Origin of the sequence: Streptomyces sp. WY228 (assembly GCF_019287315.1) — a bacterium.
In the GTDB taxonomy this organism is placed as follows: Bacteria; Actinomycetota; Actinomycetes; order Streptomycetales; family Streptomycetaceae; genus Streptomyces; species Streptomyces caviscabies.
This window is the reverse complement of record NZ_CP079114.1, coordinates 2782226-2804105: the sequence shown is the minus strand read 5'-3', so window position 1 is coordinate 2804105 and position 21880 is coordinate 2782226. Positions and strand designations below refer to the sequence as shown.

At 70.3% G+C, this 21880-nt stretch carries 16 protein-coding genes; 4 read left to right on the top strand and 12 right to left on the bottom strand.

Going from position 1 to position 21880, the window contains the following annotated elements; translation table 11 throughout:
- Positions 1–29: 29 nt before the first annotated feature.
- The 10 genes from glmS to KV381_RS12050 form a co-directional block, all read right to left on the bottom strand.
- A complete protein-coding gene (glmS, locus tag KV381_RS12095) occupies positions 30–1859 on the bottom strand; it encodes a glutamine--fructose-6-phosphate transaminase (isomerizing) (protein WP_030085336.1) in 1830 nt (609 codons plus the stop codon).
- Between the two features lie 76 nt (positions 1860–1935).
- Complete coding sequence (locus tag KV381_RS12090; RefSeq protein WP_003968990.1) at positions 1936–2211, bottom strand: hypothetical protein; 276 nt, start codon at positions 2209–2211, stop codon at positions 1936–1938.
- Between the two features lie 86 nt (positions 2212–2297).
- Positions 2298–3179, bottom strand: coding sequence for a DUF4429 domain-containing protein (locus KV381_RS12085; protein WP_030085339.1), 882 nt, complete (start codon positions 3177–3179; stop codon positions 2298–2300).
- Positions 3180–3290: 111 nt separating this feature from the next.
- Positions 3291–5069, bottom strand: a complete 1779-nt coding sequence (locus KV381_RS12080; protein WP_218785198.1) for an IucA/IucC family siderophore biosynthesis protein — start codon at positions 5067–5069, stop codon at positions 3291–3293.
- Positions 5066–5635 carry a GNAT family N-acetyltransferase gene (locus KV381_RS12075; RefSeq protein ID WP_098023851.1) on the bottom strand — a complete coding sequence of 190 codons (570 nt, stop codon included), beginning with the start codon at positions 5633–5635 and terminating at the stop codon, positions 5066–5068. The genes KV381_RS12080 and KV381_RS12075 overlap by 4 nt, the downstream gene beginning before the upstream one ends.
- Positions 5632–6909, bottom strand: coding sequence for a lysine N(6)-hydroxylase/L-ornithine N(5)-oxygenase family protein (locus tag KV381_RS12070; RefSeq protein ID WP_098023852.1), 1278 nt, complete (start codon positions 6907–6909; stop codon positions 5632–5634). Before KV381_RS12070 ends, KV381_RS12075 begins: the two co-directional genes overlap by 4 nt.
- A complete protein-coding gene (locus tag KV381_RS12065) occupies positions 6893–8341 on the bottom strand; it encodes an aspartate aminotransferase family protein (protein ID WP_086778900.1) in 1449 nt (482 codons plus the stop codon). The genes KV381_RS12070 and KV381_RS12065 overlap by 17 nt, the downstream gene beginning before the upstream one ends.
- Before the next feature lie 157 nt (positions 8342–8498).
- The gene (locus tag KV381_RS12060) at positions 8499–9413 is read right to left on the bottom strand and encodes a siderophore-interacting protein (RefSeq protein ID WP_218785197.1); all 915 of its coding nucleotides are present in this window, start codon (positions 9411–9413) and stop codon (positions 8499–8501) included.
- Positions 9414–9533: 120 nt separating this feature from the next.
- The gene (locus KV381_RS12055; protein ID WP_218785196.1) at positions 9534–10193 is read right to left on the bottom strand and encodes a GNAT family N-acetyltransferase; all 660 of its coding nucleotides are present in this window, start codon (positions 10191–10193) and stop codon (positions 9534–9536) included.
- Positions 10194–10344: 151 nt separating this feature from the next.
- Positions 10345–11775, bottom strand: coding sequence for an MFS transporter (locus KV381_RS12050; RefSeq protein WP_030085353.1), 1431 nt, complete (start codon positions 11773–11775; stop codon positions 10345–10347).
- A 216-nt stretch (positions 11776–11991) separates the two neighbouring features.
- Between KV381_RS12050 and KV381_RS12045 the strand changes: the two genes are divergently transcribed.
- The 4 genes from KV381_RS12045 (at position 11992) to KV381_RS12030 (ending at position 19021) form a co-directional block, all read left to right on the top strand.
- Entirely contained in the window at positions 11992–12438 is a 447-nt protein-coding gene (locus tag KV381_RS12045; RefSeq protein WP_098023856.1) for a helix-turn-helix domain-containing protein, read from the top strand.
- Positions 12439–12491: 53 nt separating this feature from the next.
- On the top strand, positions 12492–13034 hold the full coding sequence (locus KV381_RS12040; RefSeq protein WP_230543661.1) for a DUF1707 domain-containing protein: 543 nt from the start codon (positions 12492–12494) through the stop codon (positions 13032–13034).
- Between the two features lie 247 nt (positions 13035–13281).
- A complete protein-coding gene (locus KV381_RS12035; protein ID WP_218785195.1) occupies positions 13282–17640 on the top strand; it encodes a GH92 family glycosyl hydrolase in 4359 nt (1452 codons plus the stop codon).
- Between the two features lie 328 nt (positions 17641–17968).
- Positions 17969–19021, top strand: a complete 1053-nt coding sequence (locus tag KV381_RS12030; RefSeq protein ID WP_218785194.1) for a hypothetical protein — start codon at positions 17969–17971, stop codon at positions 19019–19021.
- Positions 19022–19033: 12 nt separating this feature from the next.
- Here the strand turns inward: KV381_RS12030 and KV381_RS12025 are convergent, their stop codons facing one another.
- Complete coding sequence (locus KV381_RS12025) at positions 19034–20440, bottom strand: DUF4157 domain-containing protein (RefSeq protein ID WP_086778908.1); 1407 nt, start codon at positions 20438–20440, stop codon at positions 19034–19036.
- Positions 20441–20708: 268 nt separating this feature from the next.
- Positions 20709–21875 carry an acyl-CoA dehydrogenase family protein gene (locus KV381_RS12020; protein ID WP_030632017.1) on the bottom strand — a complete coding sequence of 389 codons (1167 nt, stop codon included), beginning with the start codon at positions 21873–21875 and terminating at the stop codon, positions 20709–20711.
- Positions 21876–21880: the final 5 nt, after the last annotated feature.

Sequence of the window (21880 nt, the reverse complement as noted above, 5' to 3'; positions counted from 1 at the left end):
TACGGGGCCCAACGTCCGTGCGGAGCCGTCTACTCGACCGTCACGGACTTCGCCAGGTTGCGCGGCTTGTCGATGTCGCGGCCCATCGCGAGGGCCGTGTGGTACGCGAACAGCTGGAGCGGGATGCCCATGAGGATCGGGTCCAGCTCGTTCTCGTTCTTCGGCACGACGATGGTGTGGTCGGCCTTCTCCTGCACCTGGTGGGCGACGGCGAGGATCCGGCCGCTGCGGGCCTTGATCTCCTCCATCGCGGCGCGGTTCTTCTCCAGCAGATCGTCGTCCGGCACGATCGCCACGGTCGGCATCGCGGGCTCGATCAGCGCGAGCGGTCCGTGCTTCAGCTCGGACGCGGGGTAGGCCTCGGCGTGGATGTACGAGACCTCCTTCAGCTTCAGCGAGGCCTCACGGGCCACCGGATAGCCGCGCACCCGGCCGATGAACATCATCGACTTGGCGTCCGCGTACTCCGCCGCGAGCCGCTTGATCTCGTCCTCGCCCGCCAGGATCTCGCTGATCTGCTCCGGCAGCCGGCGCAGCCCGTCGATGATCCGCTTGCCGTCCGCGACCGACAGGTCACGGATCCGGCCCAGGTGCAGCGCGAGCAGCGCGAAGGCGACCACGGTGTTGGTGAAGCACTTGGTGGAGACCACGCAGACCTCCGGGCCCGCGTGGACGTACGTACCGCCGTCGGCCTCACGGGCGATGGCGGAGCCGACCACGTTGACCACGCCGAGGACGCGGGCGCCCTTGCGCTTCAGCTCCTGGACGGCGGCCAGCACGTCGTACGTCTCGCCCGACTGGGAGACCGCGACGTACAGGGTGTCGGGGTCCACGACCGGGTTGCGGTAGCGGAACTCGGAGGCCGGCTCGGCGTCGGCGGGGATCCGGGCGAGCTCCTCGATCAGCTGGGCGCCGATCTGGCCCGCGTGGTACGAGGTGCCGCAGCCGAGGATCTTGATCCGGCGCACCCCGCGCGCCTCCCGCGCGTCCAGGTTGAGGCCGCCCAGGTGCACGGTGGAGAACCGGTCGTCGATCCGGCCGCGCAGCACCCGGTCCACGGCGTCGGCCTGCTCGGAGATCTCCTTGTGCATGTACGTGTCGTGGCCGCCCATGTCGTACGACTCGGCCTCCCACTCCACGGTGGTCGGGGTGGCCGTCGTGGTCGAGCCCTCCGTGGTGTACGTACGGAAGTCGTCGGCCTTCAGGGTGGCCATCTCGCCGTCGTCCAGCGTGACGACCTGGCGGGTGTGGGCGACCAGGGCGGCGACGTCGGAGGCGACGAACATCTCCTTCTCGCCGATGCCGAGGACGACCGGCGAGCCGTTGCGGGCGACCACGATGCGGTCGTTGAAGTCGGCGTGCAGCACGGCGATGCCGTAGGTGCCCTCGACGTGGCGCAGCGCCTCGCGGACCTTCTCCTCCAGGGTCTCGGCCTGGGCGCGGGCGATCAGGTGGGTCAGCACCTCGGTGTCGGTCTCCGAGAGGAAGACGGTCCCGTCGGCGACGAGCTTGGCGCGCAGCTCGGAGGCGTTGTCGATGATCCCGTTGTGGACGACGGCGACCTTGTTCTCCGCGTCCAGGTGCGGGTGGGCGTTCTCGTCGCTCGGGGCGCCGTGGGTGGCCCAGCGGGTGTGCGCGATGCCGGTGGTGCCGGCGAACCGCTTGGGGACCTTGGCCTCCAGCTCGCGGACCCGGCCCTTGGCCTTGACCATCTTCAGCGTGCCCGGCCTGCCCGCCGCGGCCTTGTTCGTGATGACGATGCCCGCGGAGTCGTAGCCCCGGTACTCCAGCCGCTGCAGCCCTTCCAGCAGCAGCGGAGCGACGTCACGCTTCCCGATGTATCCGACGATCCCGCACATGGATTTCTCTGCCCCTCCATCGACGTACACGTATCTGCATGCGGTGCGGCGCCCCGCGCACGGGCGCCCGGCTCGCTCAGCCGTAGACGATGCGGCGCAGCTGGCGGAGCGAGAGCTCCGGCGGCGCCACGGCGCGGTGCGGCAGCTCGGCCGCGATCCGCTCGAAGATCTCCGTGTTGACCAGGCCGCCGGACTGCAGTTCGCGGTGGCGGCGGCGGACGAAGTCGTCGGTGCTCTCGTCGAAGTACGCCAGCACGTCGAGGATCACCCGGGCCGCCTCACCGCGCTGGAGCGCGGTGGAGCGTACGAGGTGGTCGATGAGGTCGTCGTGCGACGAGCGGCGTTCCAGCACCCGTCGATATTGCGTGCCGGGGCGCGCTTATGCAAGAAATCTGCCCGATTCCGGGCAGGGGGGTCGGGAAAGGCGCCCGGATCGGCTCACATGCTGCGCAGAACGGCCTGCTTCGCGGTGCTGAACTCCTCGTCGGTGAGGACCCCGGCCCGGTGCAGCTCGCCCAGCTCCCGCAGCCGCCGCAGCAGCGCGTCGTGGTCGCCCGCGGGCGGTGCCGCGGGCTCGGCCGCCTTGGTCAGGGCCGGGGGCGCCTCCGGGGCGGCGGGCACCGCACGGGCCCCGGGCAGCCGCGTCAGGACCGCCGCCGCGACCACGACCGCGGTGTACTCCTTCTTCGACATCCCCCACAGGTCCAGGGAGTACGTGTCGTACTTCGGCGGCGCGGAGGAGGGGCCCTCGGCCGGCTCGAAGCGCAGATAGCCGTTCTCCAGCCCGATCGCGGGCAGCCAGCGCACGCCCGCGATCCGGGACAGCGGGAAGGACGTCGGACCGGCCGAGGTCTTGGACTCCTCGGCCTTCCAGTTCCAGGTCAGCCGGACGGTCTCGCCGTCGAAGGACGCCGTGCCGTCGCCGCCCCCGCCGGAGACCGGCAGGGTGGGGCCGGGCAGCAGGAAGCGGTCCACGGGCCCGTCCGGCACCTGCTCGATCAGCAGCGCGTTGCGGACCTCGTCGACGAAGTACTCCGCGACCCCCGTGCGGTCCTTCTCCACGGTCAGGGCGTACGGGTCGGCGCCGTCCTTGAGCCGGCCGTCGGCGGCCCGCAGCACCGGGCAGGCGCCGCCGCGCAGCCGCAGCCGCAGCCGCCCGCCCTTGCGGTCCGGCTCGAAGGAGATGCCCGCCACCGCCTCCAGGGGCACGGCCGTCTCACCCAGCGCCTGCCGGACCGGGTGCGCCTTTCCGCCCGGCACGATGCGCACGGTGTCGCCGTCGAACGTCCACGTTCCGTCCCGCTGGATGATTTCCGCCATGGCCGCGATTCTGCCAGCCCGCCTCCGGGGCGCGCCCAAGAAGGTGAGCACCCGGGGGACCGTCCCCGGGCGCTCACCGGCCGGGAGGCCGCCGTGATCCGGCGGCCGGGCTCAGAACCCGGCGATCGGATTCTTCAGCCGGCCCACCAACTGCAGTGCGCCGGCCGGGTCGTTGAGATCGACCATCTGCTGGTTGTCGCGCAGCTGGAGGCGGTTGAGGCAGGAGAGCGCGAACTCCGCCTCGAACAGGTCGTACTGCTTGAACTTGTCCGCGAGATACGGCACCGACTCCTGGTAGTCGCGTACGCACGCGGCGACCGTCCGCCAGAAGGTGTCCTCGTCCAGGACGCCCTCGGTGGCCAGCCCCGCGCCCAGGAAGCGGAAGAAGCAGTCGAAGACGTCGGTGAAGACCGACAGCAGCTTCATGTCCTCGGGCACCTCGGCCCGGATCCGCTCGACCCGCGGCGGCAGCACCGCGTCCGGGTCCATCACCGCGATCTCCTCGGCGATGTCCTTGAAGATCGTCCGGGTGACGACCCCGTCCTCCACGACCAGGATCACGTTCTCGCCGTGCGGCATGTAGACCAGGTCGTAGGCGTAGAAGCTGTGCAGCACCGGCACCAGATAGGCGTCCAGGTAGTGCCGCAGCCACGCCTGCGGGTCCAGCCCCGACTCGGCGATCAGCGCCCCGGCCACCGAGCCGCCCTCGTGGTCGGTGTGGAGCAGCGAGGCCATCGTCGCGACCCGCTCGCCCGGCCGGAGGCCCGGCACCGGGCTCTCGCGCCACAGGGCGGCGAGCATCTTCCGGTACGGGGAGCCCTTGACGGTGGCCGCCTCGTAGGACCGGTGGTGGTAGCCGATCGCGGCCCGCTCCCGGATGATCGAGAACCGGGCCCCGCGCAGCAGGTCGTCGCGCTCGACGAGACCGGCCAGCCAGTCGTTGATCGCCGGGGTGGCCTCCATGTAGGCGGCCGAGAGCCCGCGCATGAAGCCCATGTTGAGCACGGACAGCGCCGTTTTCACGTAGTGCTTCTCGGGGTGGTCCGCGTTGAAGAACGTCCGGATCGACTGCTGGGCGAGATAGCCGTCCTCGCCCTCGCCGAGCACCACCAGATGCCGTTCGGCCAGCTCTCCGGCGAAGGTGACCGCGAGCTTGTTCCACCACTGCCAGGGGTGGACCGGCAGCAGGAAGTAGTCCTGCGGGTCGAGGCCGAGCCCGCGCAGCGCGCCGTCGAAGCGCTCCCGGGTCGCCTCGCTCAGTTCGTCCGTGATCAGCGTGTCGTAGTCGAGACCGGCGCCCGCGGTGAAGGTGGCCCGGTCCCGGCGGGCGGCCAGCCAGACCAGCCGGATCTCCGCGGCGGTCTCGGGGGCGTACGCCCGGTACTCGTCCACACCGAAGCCGAGCCGTCCGTTGTTGGCGACGAAGCACGGGTGGCCCTCGGTCATCCCGGTCTCGATGGCCTGGAAGCCGGCGGCGACGAGCTGGCGGGAGGTGGCCGGTTCCTTGGTGAGTTTGTAGGCGGTTCCGGCCAGGGTGGAGGAGACCTCCTCCAGATAGACCGGCAGGATCTCCTCGGAGATCCCGAGGGTGTGCCGCATCTCTGTGAAGAACTCCAGGGTGTCCAGCGGGAGTTCGGAGCCGTGCCGGTGCCGGGTGATGGTCTCGGCCTCGACCTGCCAGTGGTCCAGGGCGAAGAGGCGCGCGGTGAAACGGTACTCGGTGGAGGCGTCGTCGCTACGGACGGTGAAGCGGCCGTCGCCGATCGGGGTGGGAGCGAGTAGCCGTTCATGGCTGAATTCCGCCAGTGCTTTGCGTACCAGCAGTCGGTTTGCGGTGGCCCAGCGCTCCGGGGAGAGGTGGGCGACGCTGTCGGTGAGGGCGGTCGTCATCGGTCGTTACCTCCGGTTGCTGCTTCGAACTGCTCACGGGTGCAGGCGCTGAGCAGTGCGTCCTTCTCCGGTTTGGCGATCTCCCGGAGCACCTCGAAGCCGACGGCCTTGTTGAGGGCCTGGACGGCGCTGTTGGTCACGTCGGGCTCGACGACGACGCGGCGCACCGACGGGTCGGCGAACAGGAAATCCATCACGGCGGTGATCACGGCCCGGGTGAAGCCGTGCACCGGGGTGTCGGTGGGGGCGACGAGGAAGTGCATCCCGACATCGCCGGGCTCCGCCTCGTACAGCCCTTTCAGCTCGACTTCGGTGGGGTCGTACCGCTCGATCAGGAAGGCCGGCTCGCCGTCGTGCAGCCCGATGAACGCGTCGTGGTGCGGGTGGGCCGCGATGTCGCGGTACTCCCGCTCCACGTCCGGGAGTCCGGCGTCGCCCATCAGCCAGAACGCGGCTTTGGGGTGGGTCACCCAGCGGTGCACCAGCGCGGCGTCGGCGGCGGGGGCCAGCGGGCGGACGGTGAACGTGCCGAGTTCCTCGGCATGGCGTTTGTCGGGGCGGCTCATACGGCGAACTCCTGGAAGGCGATGGACTTCTCGACCGGGTAGTACTCGCGGCCGAGCAGTTCGCCGATGATGTACGCGTTGCGGTAGGCGCCCATGCCGAGGTCGGGCGAGGTGATCGAGTGCGTGTGCACCGAGGCGTTCTGGAGGAAGACCCCGCGCCCGGTGGTGTCGATGCTGTAGTTGCGGGCCACGTCGAAGCGGCCCCGGCTGTCGTGGCGCAGCCGGCCGGTGATCGGCGCGAGGAAGGCGGGCGCCTCGTAGCGGTAGCCGGTGGCGAGGATCAGGCCCTCGGTGGTCAGCTCGTAGTCCTTGCCCTGCTCCTCCTGGCGCAGGCCGAGGCTGTACGCACCGCCGTCCTCGTCGTAACGGGCGCTCACGAGGGCGGAGTTGGTGAGCAGCCTGGTCGGCACGGGGCCCGGCAGGTTCTTCTGGTAGAGCAGGTCGAAGATCGCGTCGATCAGTTCCCCGTCGATGCCCTTGAACAGCCCCTTCTGCCCCGTCTCCAGCCGGTGGCGGGTCTCCTCGGGCAGCGCGTGGAAGTAGTCGATGTACTCCGGGGAGGTCATCTCCAGCGTCAGCTTGGTGTACTCCAGCGGGAAGAACCGCGGGGAGCGTGTGACCCAGTTGAGCCGGTAGCCGTGGGTGTCGATCTCGGAGAGCAGGTCGTAGTAGATCTCCGCCGCGCTCTGCCCGCTGCCGACCAGGGTGATCGACTTCTTCTTCTGGAGTTCGGCTTTCCCGTCCAGATAACGGGAGTTGTGCAGGAAGTCGCCGCCGAGACCCTGGCAGGCTTCCGGGATGTGCGGCGGCGTTCCGGTGCCGAGGACCAGATGCCGGGACCGGAACGCCTCGCCGGAGACGGTGGTCACGGTGTAGAGCCCGTCGCCCTCGTCGTACGTCACCGTCTCGACGGTCTCGTCGAACCGGATGCTGCTCAGTTTCCCGGCGGCCCAGCGGCAGTAGTCGTTGTACTCGGTGCGCAGCGGGTAGAAGTTCTCCCGGATGTAGAAGGAGTAGAGCCTGCCGCGCTCCTTCAGGTAGTTGAGGAAGGAGTACGGCGAGGTCGGATCGGCCATGGTGACCAGGTCCGACATGAACGGCGTCTGGAGATGGGCCCCTTCGAGGAACATTCCGGCGTGCCACTCGAAGTCCGGCTTGGACTCCAGGAAGACGCCGTTCAGTTCGTCGATCGGCTCGGTCAGACAGGCGAGACCGAGGTTGAACGGGCCGAGCCCGATCCCGATGAAGTCGTGGGGTTCAGGAAGCGCGGTCAAGGGAGTCTCCCAGGTACTTCTCGGCGTGGCCGGAGATCAGGTCGAGGACCGCGGCGATGTCGTGCACGGTCGTTTCGGGGTTGAGCAGGGTGAACTTCAGGTACTGGCGCTCGCCCACCTTGGTGCCCGCGACGATCGCCTCGCCGGAGGCGAACAGCGCCTTGCGGGCGTAGAGGTTGGCGCGGTCGATGTCGCCCGGGGAGGTGACACCGGACGGGATGTAGCGGAAGACGAGCGTGGAGAGCCGTGGCTCGACGACCACGTCGAAGCGCGGATCGGCGGCGAGCAGCTGCCAGCCCTCGGCGGCCAGGTCGCAGACCTCGTCGAACAGTTCGCCGATGCCGTCCGCGCCCATGACGCGCAGCGTCATCCACAGCTTCAGCGCGTCGAACCGGCGGGTCGTCTGAAGGGACTTGTCGACCTGGTTGGGTATCCGCTCCTCGGCCATCCGGCGCGGGTTCAGATACTCCGCGTGGTACGTGGCGTGGCGCAGCGTGGCCCGGTCGCGGACCAGTACGGCCGATGAACTGACGGGCTGGAAGAAGGACTTGTGGAAGTCCACGGTGACCGAGTCGGCGTGCGCGATGCCTTCGAGGAGGCCGCCGCGGGCACGGGAGGCGAGCAGCCCGCAGCCGTACGCGGCGTCCACATGCATCCAGACGGCGAACTGCTCGCAGAGCGCGGCGATCTCGGGCAGCGGGTCGATGGAGCCGAAGTCCGTGGTGCCGGCGGTGGCGACGACGGCCATCGGCACGGCTCCTTCGGCGACGCACTGTTCCAGCGCGCGGGCGAGCCCCACGGTCCGCATGCGCTTGTCGCGGTCCACGGGCACGGAGACGACCGCGTCCGGGCCGAGGCCGAGGAGTTTGGCGGACTTCTGCACGCTGAAGTGGCTGCACTCGGAGGTGAAGATCCGCAGCCGGGTGAGGTGCTCCGGCCGGATCTTCGCCTCCTCCCGCGCCAGCAGCAGGGCCTGGAGGTTGGACTGGGTGCCGCCGCTGGTGAAGATCCCGTCGGCGGCCGGGCCGAGCCCGATCCGCTCGGTGGTCCAGTCGATCAGCCGGCGTTCGATGAGGGTGCCGCCCGCGCTCTGGTCCCAGGTGTCCAGGGAGGAGTTGATCGCGGAGAGCACGGCCTCGCCGAGCACGGCGGGTATGACGACGGGGCAGTTGAGGTGCCCCAGGTAGCGGGGGTGGTGGAAGTAGACGGCGTCGCGGAGGTAGACCTCGCCCAGCTCGTCCAGGGCGGCGGCGGCATCGCCCAGCGGCCGGTCGAGGTCGATCGCGTCGACGACGGGGGAGAGCTCGTCGACACCGACCCCGCTGAAGGGGCGATCGGTGGCGGCGAGCGTGGCCGCTACCCGTTCCACGCCTGCGGAGACGGTGCTCCGATAGTGCTCCGCAGTCGTGTTGTTGAGCAGGTGCGCACGCATAAAAGGGTCCTCCCGGGTGAGGGGAACTTCATCGCGGCCCTCCGGGCAGGAAGGGGGGACGAGGGCGCGATGCCGAAGTAAGGTGAGCCTAACCTAACTCGGAATCGATCATTCCCCGTGCCCTCTGGGAGCGGGCGGCTTGTCCGCTTTCCGCCCTCTATCCCTCCACTCGGCCCTCGCGTTTCCCTTCCGGCCGTTCCACGGCCCCGCTCCCGGCGGCCCGCGCCGTGGCGGCCGCCTCCCGCGACTGGTCCTCGCTGAGTCCGCGCCGCCAGTACTCCGCGCACGTCACCCGCTCCCGGCCGAAGCCCCGCTCCCGGATCAGGTGGTGGTCCAGTGCCCGCACCCCGGACGCCTCGCCCGCGATCCACGCGTACGGGGTGCCCTGCGGCAACTCGGCCGCGCGCACCGCCTCCACGCAGCGGGCCGCCCCTTCGCTCCGGACGAGCCAGCTGATCCGGGCCTTCGCCGCGGTGTTCAGCGCCTGCCGGTCCTCGGTGCACGGAATATCCAGCCAGACCCGGGCCGGCAGCCCCGCGGGCAGCCACTCCAGCGCGGCGGCCGCGGCGGGCAGGGCGGACTCGTCGGCCCGGATCAGCACCCAGTCGGTGTCGGCCGGCGGGTGGAAACGTACGGCGGTGTTGTCCGCCACCGCGGGCCCCAGCACCTTGAGCCGGTCGCCGGGCGCGGCCGTCCGTGCCCAGCGGGAGGCGGGCCCGCCGTCGCCGTGCAGGACGAAGTCGAGATCCACCTCGGTCGAACCGTCGGCCCGCAGCCGCTGGGCCCGTACGGTGTACGTGCGCATCACCGCCCGCTCGCCCTCGGGCAGCGCCCGCCACTTCTCGTGCCAGGTCCCGCTGTCGCCCGCCGGAACCACGGCCTCGTCCTGTCCCGGGCGGGGCAGCAGGACCGACAGGCTCTGGTCGCGGCCCCCGCCGCTGAAGCCCTCGATTCCCGCGCCGCCGAGCGTGATCCGCAGGATGGAGGGGCCCAGCCGCCTGGTCCGCAGAACGGCCAGGTCGAAGAGCCGGAACGGGGTGACTTCGGGGGTGGTGGCGGTCGTCGACGTCAACGGGGGCTCCTCCGGACGGGCCGGAGCGGCGGGCGGACGGGCCCGGCTTCCGACTGGGGCGATCCAAAGGAAGGTTAGCCTAACCTTGCTTCGTAAGGGGTGGTCGTCGACGCGCCTTCCTCAGACCCCGAACTCCGCCCGGCAGGCGTCGAGCCCCTCCACAGTCACGTCCACGCTCCGGTGCGCCTCCCACCGGGCCCGGTCCAGCCGCAGCCGCCGCAGCGTGACGGGAGCCCCGCGCACGACATCCGTCTCCAGGCCGTCGTCCGCGTATCCGAGCCGCCGCGAGACCCCCAGCGAACGCGGATTGTCGGTCATAGCAGCGGAGACGGCGTACCGCGCGCCGAGCCCGGCGAACGCGAGGTGCAAGGCGGCGGCGCGCATCTCCGTACCCAACCCCTGCCCCTGGTAAGGGAGTCCGAGCCACGACCCGGTCTCCGCCTGCCGCCGCACCCCGAAGCCGCGCGCCATCAGATCCTGCCGCCCGACGACCTTCCCCTCGTGCAGCACTGCCAGGCTGAGCGTCCAGTCGTCCACGGACCAGCCGGCCACGGTCCCCAGCAGATGCTGGAACACCGCCCGCCCCACGGCCTCGGGCGACCCGTCGGTCCATGCCACGCTGAACGGCATACGGTCCGGATCGTGCACCCCGTCGGCCGCCACGGAGGCCAGCTCGTCGAGGAGGTCGAGGCAGGGCAGGCGCAGTTCCAGGCGCGGAGTGCGCAGGCGGAGCCCGTAGAGCGGCCAGTGTCCGGGGGGGGTGGTCTCCCTGTGATCCATGACGGGACTCTGCCGGACGCGGGGGAGGGGTGTCGACCGAATAGGCGGCGACACGCGGTGGTGGGAACAGGCGGCGACACGCGGCGGCGGGGGCACGCCCGGATGGTCTCCGGCCGCACCCCCGCGCCCTTCAGCTCCTGCCTCCGCGCGTTCAGGCCCCGACCCCGGCGGGCTGCTCGACCCCGCCGGCATCGGCCGAGGCGCCGCTGCCCGGAGTCGTCGCCCGCCGCGTGCGCAGCCCGAACGCGCTGACGGCGGCGGCGACCAGAGCGGCGACCAGCGGGACGACCAGGGCCGCCCGGTAACCGTCGAGCAGTGCCGAAGGCGAACTCCCGTCCGTGGCAGCGATATTGACGGCGGCCACCGCGGACAGCCCCAGCGCGGCGCCGAACTGGAAGGACGTGTAGAGCAGACCGCCCGCCACCCCCTGCTCCTCCTCGGCGATGCCGTCGGTGGCCGTGATGGTGAGCGGACCATAGACCAGCGAGAAGGAGACCCCCAGGAGGAGCAGGCCCGGGAACATCGCCGCGTACGTCCAGTCGGCGGAGATCGGCAGGAACAGCGCGTACGACAGCGACGCGACGAGCAGCCCGCCGAAGATGACCCGGGCGTTGCCGAACCGGGCCACCAGCTTCGGGGTGAGCAGCGGCGAGAGGACCGCGTCCACACCGATGACGATCAGCGCGAAGCTGGTCTGCAGGGACGACCAGCCGCGCAGCTCCTGGAGGTAGAGCACGGCGATGAACTGGAAGCCGAAGAACCCGGCGGCGAACAGCAGCCCCGACACATTGGCGCGGACCAGCGCCCCGCTGCGGAAGATGCCCAGGCGCACCAGCGGCGAGGACGAGGCGCGCTCGATCAGGACGAACGCGAGGAAGAGCAGCAGGGCCGCGCCGATCGTGCCGACGGTCCAGCCGGCCGAGGCGTGCGTGGCCCGCTCGACACCGAGGACGAGCAGCAGGATCCCGGCGGTGACGGTGACCGCACCGGCCAGATCGACGCCCTTGCCGGTGCGGTCCGGGCGCGGCGGGGCGGGGATCAGGGCGAGCGCGGCGAGCAGGATGCCGAAGGAGAGGACGACCGGCGCGAAGAACACCCAGCGCCAGTCGACGGCGGAGAGCAGCCCGCCGACGACCAGGCCGATGGAGAAGCCGCCCGCGGCGGTGCCCGCGTAGACGAGCAGGGCCTTGTTGCGCTGCGGCCCCTCGGGGAATCCGGTGGTGATGATCGACAGGCCGGCCGGGGTCATGAAGGCCGCGGCGACGCCGGTGACGAACCGGGCGGTGATCAGCATCCAGCCCTCGGTGGCCAGCCCGCCCAGCCCGGAGAAGAGCAGGAACACCACGAGCCAGAGGACGAACATCCGCCGCCGGCCGAACAGATCGGCCGCCCGTCCGCCCAGCAGCATGAAACCGCCGTAGCCCAGGACGTACGCGCTCATCACCCACTGGAGCGTGCCGGTGGACAGGTCCAGATCCTCGCGGATCGCGGGCAGGGCCACATTGAGCATGGCCACATCGATGCCTTCGAGGAAGATCGCGCCGCACAGCACGAGCAGCACACCCCAGGCGCGCCCGGTCATGCGGTCGCTGCTCGATCTCGGAAGGGACGGTGATGAGGACACGGGACTTCTCCTTGGGCGCGGACGAAATGGGCATGGCGATCCGCCGCAACAGCGGTTGAATGAACAGGGGTTCGCGCGCGGAGGCCTCAAGCAGCGCGAGACAGAGTCGAGTTACCGGATCGCCGGTCGGTTCTCTCTTGTAACCACTCGAAGCTTGCGGCACCGTGGGGAGGTATGGAAGAAGGCACTTCGAAGTCACCGAGTCACTGCGCGGATACCGACGCCGGTCCGGACTACGACATCAGCCAGTGGGACGTCCGCGAGGGCTGCGAGGTGCGGCAGATCCTCGACCGCGTCGCCGACAAGTGGTCGCTGCTCGCCATCGCCCACCTGGAACGCCGCACCCTGCGCTTCTCCGAGCTGCGCCGGCTCATCGAGGGCATCAGCCAGCGCATGCTGACGGTGACCCTGCGCCAGCTCGAACGCGACGGTCTGGTGCGGCGCACGGTCTACCCCGTCGTCCCGCCGCGCGTGGAGTACGAGCTGACGGAGCTGGGCGCGACCCTGCACGCGACGATCAGGTCGCTCGTCGACTGGACCGAGAGCCACCAGCAGGAGATCGCGAAGGCGCGTGCCGACTACGACCGCCGTCAGGAGGCCGAGGCGGCGGCGGTCTCCTGAGGCCGCGCGGCAGCGCCATGTCCGTCCGGCCGCCGCCGCATTAAGGTGGAGCGGTGACCACACCTCCGCGAAGTGACTCGACGCGCGTGGGCGCGGACGACCGCGAGAGCGCGGTGCGGCGCGTGCGGGAGGCGTACGCCGAGGAGCGCATCGCGCACGAGGAGATGGACGATCGCCTGGGCCAGGTGCTCGCCGCCACGACCCGCGGCGAACTCGCGGCGGCCCTGGATTCCCTCCCGGCCGAGGACCCGGGCACCACATCCACGATCGCCGCCGCCGGTGGGCGGATCACGCGGCGCGGGGCCTGGCGGGTGCCTCGGGTCCTCAAGGTCGAGTCCGCCTTCGGGCGGGTGCGTCTGGACCTGTCCCGGGCGATCCTCGAACATCCGGTCATCGACATCGAGTTGAGCCTCGGCACCGGCAACGCGAACATCACGGTGCCGCGGGACGCGATCGTCGAGGTCGAGGACCTGACCACCGGCTGGAAGGACCTGCGCTACCGGCCCCGGCAGCCGTCCCGCCCCGACGCGCCGCGCATCCGCTTCTCGGGGGCGATGGGATACGGGCGGCTGAAGATCCGCCACGCCTGGCGCTGAGGCGTCCGGTCGGCCGGTGCGGAAGCCTCGGCGCCGCGCGCACGGAAGATCGCGGGAAACGGCCTGTTGGTCAGGGCTTCCCCTGGCGGCCCTCTCCGGGAAAACTGTGCCGAGCACTGTGGTGCACGCGCCCGGACGGGACCTGGACAACGTTGTCATCGCTTGACGTCGCTTGCCATCGCTGTCTAGCCCCCCGGCCCGGAGCGCGCGCTTCTGTCTGCTTCCGCCGCCCCCGAGAGGACCGCTCATGCGGGAACCCACCGCCGCCGCACACCCGCCGCCCCGGCCGAGACGGGGGCGGCTGCGCGCCGTCGCCGTGGCCGCGCTGACGTCGGGCGCGCTCGTCGCGGGCCTGGCGCCCGCCACGGCCACCGTCACCGCCCCCGCCGCGGACGCCACCCCGCGCGCCTCGGCCATCAGCCCGTACGACGCCGTCGACCCGTTCATCGGCACGGAGCTGGACCCGAAGCAGAACAAGGGCAACAGCGCGTACGGCAACACCTGGCCGGGCGCGACGACCCCGTTCGGCATGGTCCAGTCGAGCCCGACCACGTACCGCTCCTCGGACGGCGACCAGAAGGGCGGCTACGAGTACAGCGCCGACAAGATCCGCGGCTTCGGGATGACGCGGCTGTCCGGCACCGGCTGCGAGGGCCGGTTCAGCGCCTTCGACTTCCCGGTCCTGCCGTACACGGGCACGCTCGACGACGGCGCGCTGCCGACCAGCCCCGGCACGAAGATCGACCCGTACTACCTGGACTTCGACCACCGCGACGAGACGGCGGCGCCCGGCCACTACACGGTCGGCCTCGGCAACGGGGTGGAGACGGAGCTGACGGCGACGACGCGTACCGCCGTCAACCGCTACGAATTCCCGGCCCGCAAGGACTCCTCCACCCTCATCCTGGACGTCGCCGGCTCCAACAACCGGGTCTTCGACAGCGAGGTGAAGGTCGACGGCCGTACGGTCAGCGGCTGGGTCGAGACGGCGTCGGTGTGCGACGAGGGCGGCCGCTACCGGGCCTACTTCTCCTCGACGTTCGACCGCGCGTTCACCTCGTACGGCACCTGGCAGGGCGGCGAGGTCACCTCGGGCGCGGCGAGCGCGCGCGGCGGCGAGGCCAGGCACGGTTCGGGCGCGTACCTCGTCTTCCCGAAGGGCGCGACGGTCACCGCGCGGACCGGGCTGAGCTACGTCAGCGTGGCGAACGCGGCCCGCAACGCCGAGGAGGAGACCGGCGGTCGGACCTTCGACCAGGTGCGGAAGGCGACGGCGAAGGTCTGGAAGGACACGCTGGCCACGGTGAAGGCCACCGGAGGGACGAAGTCGGAGCGGGTGAAGTTCTACACGGCGCTCTACCACTCCCTCCTCCACCCGAACATCGCCGACGACGTCAACGGCCAGTACCCGGGCCACGACGGCACGGTCCGCAAGGTGGCGGCCGGCCGGCACCACTACGTGACGTACGCGGGCTGGGACATGTACCGGGGTCAGGCGCAGCTCATCGCGCTGCTCTTCCCGAAGGTCGGCTCCGACATCAACCAGTCCTTGGTGGACCTGGTGAAGCAGACGGGCGCGTGGCCCAACTGGCCGCATCTGAACCAGTCGCAGCAGAAGATGAGCGGCGACTCGCTCCAGGTGGTGCTGTCGTCGATCGACGCGTTCGGCAGTGTGGACTACGACCGCAGGGCGGCGCTGACGTCGATGCGGACGACGCAGTCGCTGCCCGCCGACACGACGAAGCGGGCGCACGCGCAGCAGTACTTCAGTGCCGGGTTCATCGACAACGGCAAGGGCGACTCGGCGACGTCGAAGACCCTTGAGTACGCGATCGACGACTTCGCGATCGCCCAACTGGCGGACCGCCTGGGCGAGAAGGCGACCCACGAGCAGTTCATGACCAGGGCGCAGAACTGGCAGAACCTCCTCGACCCGGAGACGGACCGGATCCGCCCGCGCGGTCGCAACGGCTTCGACCGGGGCTTCAACCTCGGTGAGCGCGGCAACCAGTTCGAGCAGGCGACGGGCTACCAGTACGGCTGGATGGTCCCGCAGAACATCGGCACGCTGATCGAGAAGCGCGGCGGCGTCGAGGCCGTCACCCGCGACCTCGACGAGCACACCAAGGCCCTGGACGCGGGCGTCTACAACACCACGGGCGCGTACCTCTCCAACCAGCCGAGCTTCTCGATGCCGTACGTCTACAACTGGCTGCGGCAGCCGCACCGGACGTCGGAGGTGCTGCGCCGGGCGACGGACGAGATGTACGGCACGACGCCGTCGGGCCTGCCGGGCAACGACGACCTGGGCTCGCTCAGTTCCTGGTACGTGTGGGCGAACCTCGGGATGAACCCGGCGGTGTACGGGACGGCGAACCTGGTGCTCAGCTCGCCGATGTTCGACAAGGTCACGATCGACAGCGCGGACAGCGACCGCCGGATCACGATCAAGGCGGCGGGCGCGGCGGCCGACAAGCCGTACATCACGGGCCTGAAGGTCAACGGAAAGCCCACGACGAAGTCCTGGCTGAACGAGGACTTCGCGCGGTCGGGCGGCGTACTGACCTACACGATGGGGGAGACCCCGAAGGCCTGGGGCACGGGTGCGGCCGACGTACCGCCGTCGTACACGGACGGCTCCGACGCCCGCAACAACATCGGCTCGACCCCCGACGGCCAGGGCAGGCTGGGCTCGCTCGACCTCAGCGACAACTCCCTCTCCCGCGAGAAGCTGGCGGCGGCGGGCGCGGCACCGGGCGCGAAGCTGCCGCTGGGCGACACCGGGGTCACCTTCACCTGGCCGAAGACGCGGCAGGCCGAGCCGGACAACTGGATCCCGCACGGCCAGCGCGTGGACCTCGCGGGCCGGAACGGCAAGGGCGTCAAGGCGACGGGCATCTCCTTCCTCGGCCTGGCGACGAACGGCCCCTCGCAGGGCCTGGCGACGGTGGAGTACGAGGACGGCTCGACGCAGAACGTAGCGGTGCAGTTCACGGACTGGACGCCCGGCACCAACTACCTCTACGGCAACGTCCCGTTGGTGGCCACGGAGGGCCGCAACAAGGTCAACGGCACGTCGGACACGACGCGCACGGTGGTCTTCGGCACGGTCCCGCAGGTGCTGGACGGTAAGAAGCGCGTGACGTCGGTGGTCCTGCCCCAGGGCACGGACCGCGGCATCATGCACATCTTCGACGTGGCGCTGACGACCGACCCGGACCTGGAAGCGCCGGGCGTGACCCCGGAGCGCATCGTCCTCACCCCGACGGAGACGCCCGCCACCTCCCAGGCCGTGACGTGGCGGACGGGCAGCGGCACGACGAGCGGCGAGGTGCAGTACCGCGAGAAGGGCTCCGACTCGGCCTGGCGCAAGGCGAAGGCGACGACGAACGAGGAGTTGCTGAGCAGCGGAGTCCCGACGCGGACGCACTCGGCGGTGATGGACCGGCTGAAGCCGGGAACGCCGTACGAGTACCGGGTGGGTACAGGAACCAAGCTGAGCGAGAGGTACACGTTCACTTCCGCAGGAAAGCCGGGCGAGGAGTTCACGTTCCTCTACTTCGGCGACGCCCAGAACGACCTGAAGGCGAAGTGGGCCCCGGTCGTCGACCAGGCGTACCAGCGCTTCCCGAAGGCGATCGGCAGCGTCAACGCGGGTGACCTGGTGGACTCGGGCGGCAACGACGGCCTGTGGGACGAGTGGTTCGGCGCGATGAACGGCCACAGCCAGACGACCAACGTGATCGCGGCGCCGGGCAACCACGAGTACAACGCGGACCTGTTCCTGAAGACGTGGAAGTCCACGTTCGCGTACCCGGCGAACGGCCCGACGGCGACACCGGCCAAGGACGAGTCACCTTCTGAACGCCAACGGGCGGCGTACGAGGCCCACATGGCGAAGTCGATCGTGGAGACGGCGTACTACACGGACTACCAGAACGTCCGCTTCATCACGCTCAACGCGAGCACGCACGACGCCCGCGAGCTGATGACCCCGCCGGACCTCCCGTCCTGCTCGGTCGACTGCCCGGACCCGCAGAAGCTGTGGCTGGACCTCCAGGCCCGCTGGCTCGACCACATCCTGGCGAACAACCCCAACAAGTGGTCGGTGGCCACCTTCCACCAGCCGGTCTTCTCGGCGGCGGTGGGCCGCGACGAGAAGCCGATCCGCGACGCCTGGCTGCCGGTCTTCCAGCGCAACGACATCGACCTGGTCCTGATGGGCCACGACCACGTGTACGCCCGCGGCTACGTCAACGCGGACGCGACGGACACCCCGGGCGTGACGACGGGCCCGGTCTACGCGGTCGCCATGGCCGGCCCCAAGTACTACGAACTGTCCCCGGCCGACGACAACGTCTGGACCCGCAACGGCGCGACCCAGGTGGCCCGCGCCGCCCACACGTCGACGTTCCAGGGCATCACGGTCTCGAAGGACACGATCCGGTACGAGGCGGTCATCGGCGCCAAGTGGGACGACAGGTCGACGACGGACAAGGAGGTGGGGGAGACCCTGGACGCGTTCACGATCACGAAGAACGACGCCGGCGTGAAGTACGTGACGGAGGACGGGGTGGCGGTTCCTCAGCCCATCGGGGCCCGGTAAAACGGAAGTTGACTGATGGTGTGGCCTCGCCGTTGATGTCTTCGGCGGGGCCACACCGCTGTGTGCCCGGTGCGGCTTCGCTCCGGTGCGTCGTTGCCGGGGTGACGGAGGGGCGGGTTGTGCGGTCGCGAACCCCATCCGTAGGGTGATGAGCTGATCCGATCAGGTGGTCCACGGGGGACATCGGTGTCAAGGACTGGGGCACGTTGAACCACCAGTCCAAGGACGACATCGGCGCCACGCAGCGCGAGGCGCGGCAGAGCTACATGGGCGGGCGTGAGCTCGCCTACGACGCTCTGCGCGAACGCAAGTAACAGGAGTGACGACCATGACCGGGCGAACAACACGGGTGCGCACAGCGACGATCCTTGCGCTGGTCTGCGCCGTCGTCATCGCCGGAGCAGGGCTGTTCGCCTGGTGGAACACCGACCTGCTCGGGCGGGACGACTTCTGTGCCGGTGCAGTGTCCGCCGACGACGCGGGAGCCGTACTGGACGGGCCCGGCCGGCTCACCCTCGCCTCGGCGGAGCCGCAGAAGGTGTCCGGCGACGCCTACGGTTTCGACTGCGTCGTCCAGCGCAGCAGCAAGCTCATCGGCGGCGATCAGGCCAGCCTCACCGTCGACCTGACGCGTCCGGACGCCACCTTCCCGTTCCGGACCCGACTGTGGAAGAACCCGGCGGCCATGTCCTACTTGGCCGACGGTGCGGCCGGTGCGGTCGACGACAGGCGGGCCTGGGTCATGCTGCCTGCCTCCTGCTGGGACAAGATCCCGTCGTCCGGCGCCAACGCCTCACCGGTGCTCGAACTGGAAGTGAGCAACGGGACGGCGGACCGGCAGGCACTGGCCGTCACCGCCGTGCACGCGGCCCGGCAGATCGCCGGGGACGTCGGTTGTTCGGCACCGGAGCTCTCCCGCCCGGTCCGCCTGCACGGCCCTGCGGAGAAGGGCGGGGCTGGCCGCACCGACACGGCGAACGCATGCGGGCTGAAGGGTTTCCGGCTGCCCGAGTCCGCGTTCTTCGACGGTGGAGCCACCCCGGGCAGCGAGCGTTTCACGGGGACGGGCGCCAGTGCGTGGGCCTGCACGCTCGACCTCGACGGGCCGGCCGAGCCGCAACTGACGTTCGCCCTCAGCCAGGACCGGACCCTGACGAAGTTCGCGGGCCGGGATCCGGCGGTCGCGGACCGGGACGGGGTCGCGCTTCTGGAATGCGCGGACGGCACCGCGTATGTGTCCATGCACCGCAATGACGCCTACGAGGACCTGTTGCTGGACAACAAGGTGCCGGGAGACCGCTGGAACGATCCCTTCCGTGCCTTCATCGACGCGGTGGCGAAGAAGCTGGACTGCGGCCCGGCGGCCGGAACATCGAGGTGACCGCCGTACGGGTCAGGTCGCCGCGGGCGCCGGGAACTTGCCGGTGAAGTAGAGCCCCGCAAGGTTCGCCTTGATCGTGTCCTTGTAGCTCTTGGAGAACTTGCCACCCGTCTTCTCACCGTAACGGGCAGCGTTCTCCTCGCTGTCCAGTGCCGCCGTGATCTCCTGCAGCAGCCGCTTCTCGTTGTCGTTCGCCTGTGCGGCCACATGTTGCTGCATGAGGTCCCAGAGCTTGGGGATGGGGGCCCAGCCGGCTTCCGTCATCCTGGCCCGCGTGTCCGAGGCGAGCGAGGAGTCGCCCCTTCCCGAGTAGAAGAAGCGGGGCTTCGCCTGGTCGTCTTCCGCGTGGGTCAGCACGTTCTCGTTGCAGATGATGTTGTGGTATTCGACCAGGGCCTTGCTGTTCGTCGTCTGGTCGATGTCGATGTTCCCCTCCTGCTGCTTCTGGTGGCCGAGCTCGTGCATGATCGTCTGATTCTTCGTGTAGTCGCCCGTCACCTCCTGGTTGATCAGCAGGATCCGATGCTTCTGGAGGTAGGCTCCGCCGCCCGCCGCGGAGACGATCTGTCCGGCGTCGGGTCCGTCCATGCCGGTGACCGTCTTCACGTTCAGGGCCGCGACCTCGGCGGTGAGGTTCATGCGGCAGTCCGCCGGATATTCGGAGAACGGCGTCTCCGATGACATGTCCGGCGGCACCTCGACGACCATGGGCGGGCTCTCCAGTCCGAGCCTCTCCTTCCAGCGGTCGATGTCCTCCGTGTTCAGAGCGCGTTGGACGGCCGCGTCCCCGGCCGCCGCCGGCCGCTGCTCCGGGGCCGGTTCCGAGGTCCGGCCGGTCCGAGGAGCGGGCACGGACATGACGCGGTTCGCCGTCGCCTCCGCCTCCCGTTCGAACCGGTCGGAGGGGTCGCTGACGCGTAGCCCGTCGCCCCGGGCGGTCCCGGCCACCGGCCCCCGGCGCTGCTGGATGACGTGGGTGAGTTCATGGGCCAGGGTGTGCTTGTCGGCGCCGCCGTCGCCGATGACGATGTTGCTGCCCGAGGTGTAGGCGCGGGCGCCGATCTCTCCGGCGGAACGCTGGGCGGTCGTGCCGGTGTGCAGACGTACGTCGGAGAAGTCCGCACCGAGGCGCGCCTCCATCTCCTGCCGCAGCGGCGTCGCCATGGGCTGCCCCGAGCCGCGCAGGACGTCGTGGACGGCGGAGCGCTGTACGGGCGCGGAGTCCTGCGGGTGGCCGCAGTCCGCGTCGTGCCGGTGCCGCGCCTCCTCGACCAGCCGGCTGACAGCGGCGTTGCCGAGTCTGCGCTGCAGGGCCGCGAGCGAGGCCCCGGGCGCACCTCCCTGCTGCCCTGCGGAGCCCGCGCCCGTACGGCGGCCCTTGGGTGCTCCGGGAGTCCTGTCCGAGTCCTGAGCGCGCATCAAGGGCCTTCCTGTGCAGTCGGGTTCGGGCCTATCTCCTGACTACATCACGGGCGCGTATTCACGGAAGTCCCGAAAGGGCAGCCCGGGGCGGCTGCCCGGGCAGTCCTGTCCTCGGACTCGGTGGGGCGAGGTGAGCGCGCCTGGCGCTCGTACCGCCGGAGGGCGAGAGCGAGGGCTGATCCACGGCCGACACGACGCACCCCGGCCGCCGTGAGCACATCCACGGCGGCCGGGGCGGCGGTCGGAGCGTCAAAGGGGCAAGGGGTCAGGTCGGCAGGCCCAACTCCCGGGCGATCAGCATCCGCTGGACCTCGCTCGTCCCCTCGCCGATCTCCAGGATCTTCGAGTCGCGCCACATCCGTGCCACCGGGTACTCGTTCATGAAGCCGTAGCCGCCGTGGATCTGCGTCGCCTCGCGGGCGTTGTCCACCGCGACCGTCGAGGAGTACAGCTTCGCGATGGCCGCCTCCTTCTTGAACGGTTCGCCCGCCACCAGGCGCGAGGCCGCGTCGCGCCAGCCGATGCGGGCCATGTGCGCGCGCATCTCCATGTCGGCGATCTTGAACTGGATCGCCTGGTTCGCGCCGATCGGCTTGCCGAAGGCGTGGCGCTCCGCCGCGTACTTCACCGACTCGTCCACGCAGCCCTGCGCCAGGCCCGTGGCCAGGGCCGAGATCGCGATGCGGCCCTCGTCCAGGATGCGGAGGAACTGGGCGTAGCCCCGGCCCTGTTCGCCCAGCAGGTTCGCCGCCGGGACGCGGACGTCCGTGAAGGACAGCTCACGGGTGTCCGAGGCGTTCCAGCCGACCTTGGAGTACGGGGCCGCGACCGTGAAGCCGGGGGTGCCGGAGGGGACGATGATCGCGGAGATCAGCGGGCGGCCGTCCTCCTTGCGGCCCGTCACGGCGGTGACCGTGACCAACTCCGTGATGTCGGTGCCGGAGTTGGTGATGAAGCACTTCGAGCCGTTGATCACCCACTCGTCCGTCGCCTCGTCCAGCACCGCCGTCGTGCGCGTGCCGCCCGCGTCCGAGCCGCCGTCCGGCTCGGTCAGGCCGAACGCGCCCAGCGCCTCGCCCGCGCACAGCTTCGGCAGCCACTGGCGCTTCTGCTCCTCCGTGCCGAAGAGATGGAGCGGCATCGCGCCCAGCGAGACCCCCGCCTCCAGGGTGATCGCCACCGAGGAGTCGACCCGGGCCAGCTCCTCCAGGGCGATCCCGAGCGCCAGGTAGTCGCCGCCCATGCCGCCGTACTCCTCCGGGAACGGCAGTCCGAACAGGCCCATCCGGCCCATCTCGCGCACGATCTCGTACGGGAACTCATGGCGCTCGTAGAAGTCGCCGATCTTCGGTGCGACCACGTCGTGCGCGAACGCCTCGACCGTGCGGCGCAGTTCCTCGTGTTCGGCGGTCAGCCGGTGGTCCAAAGGCATGGGTT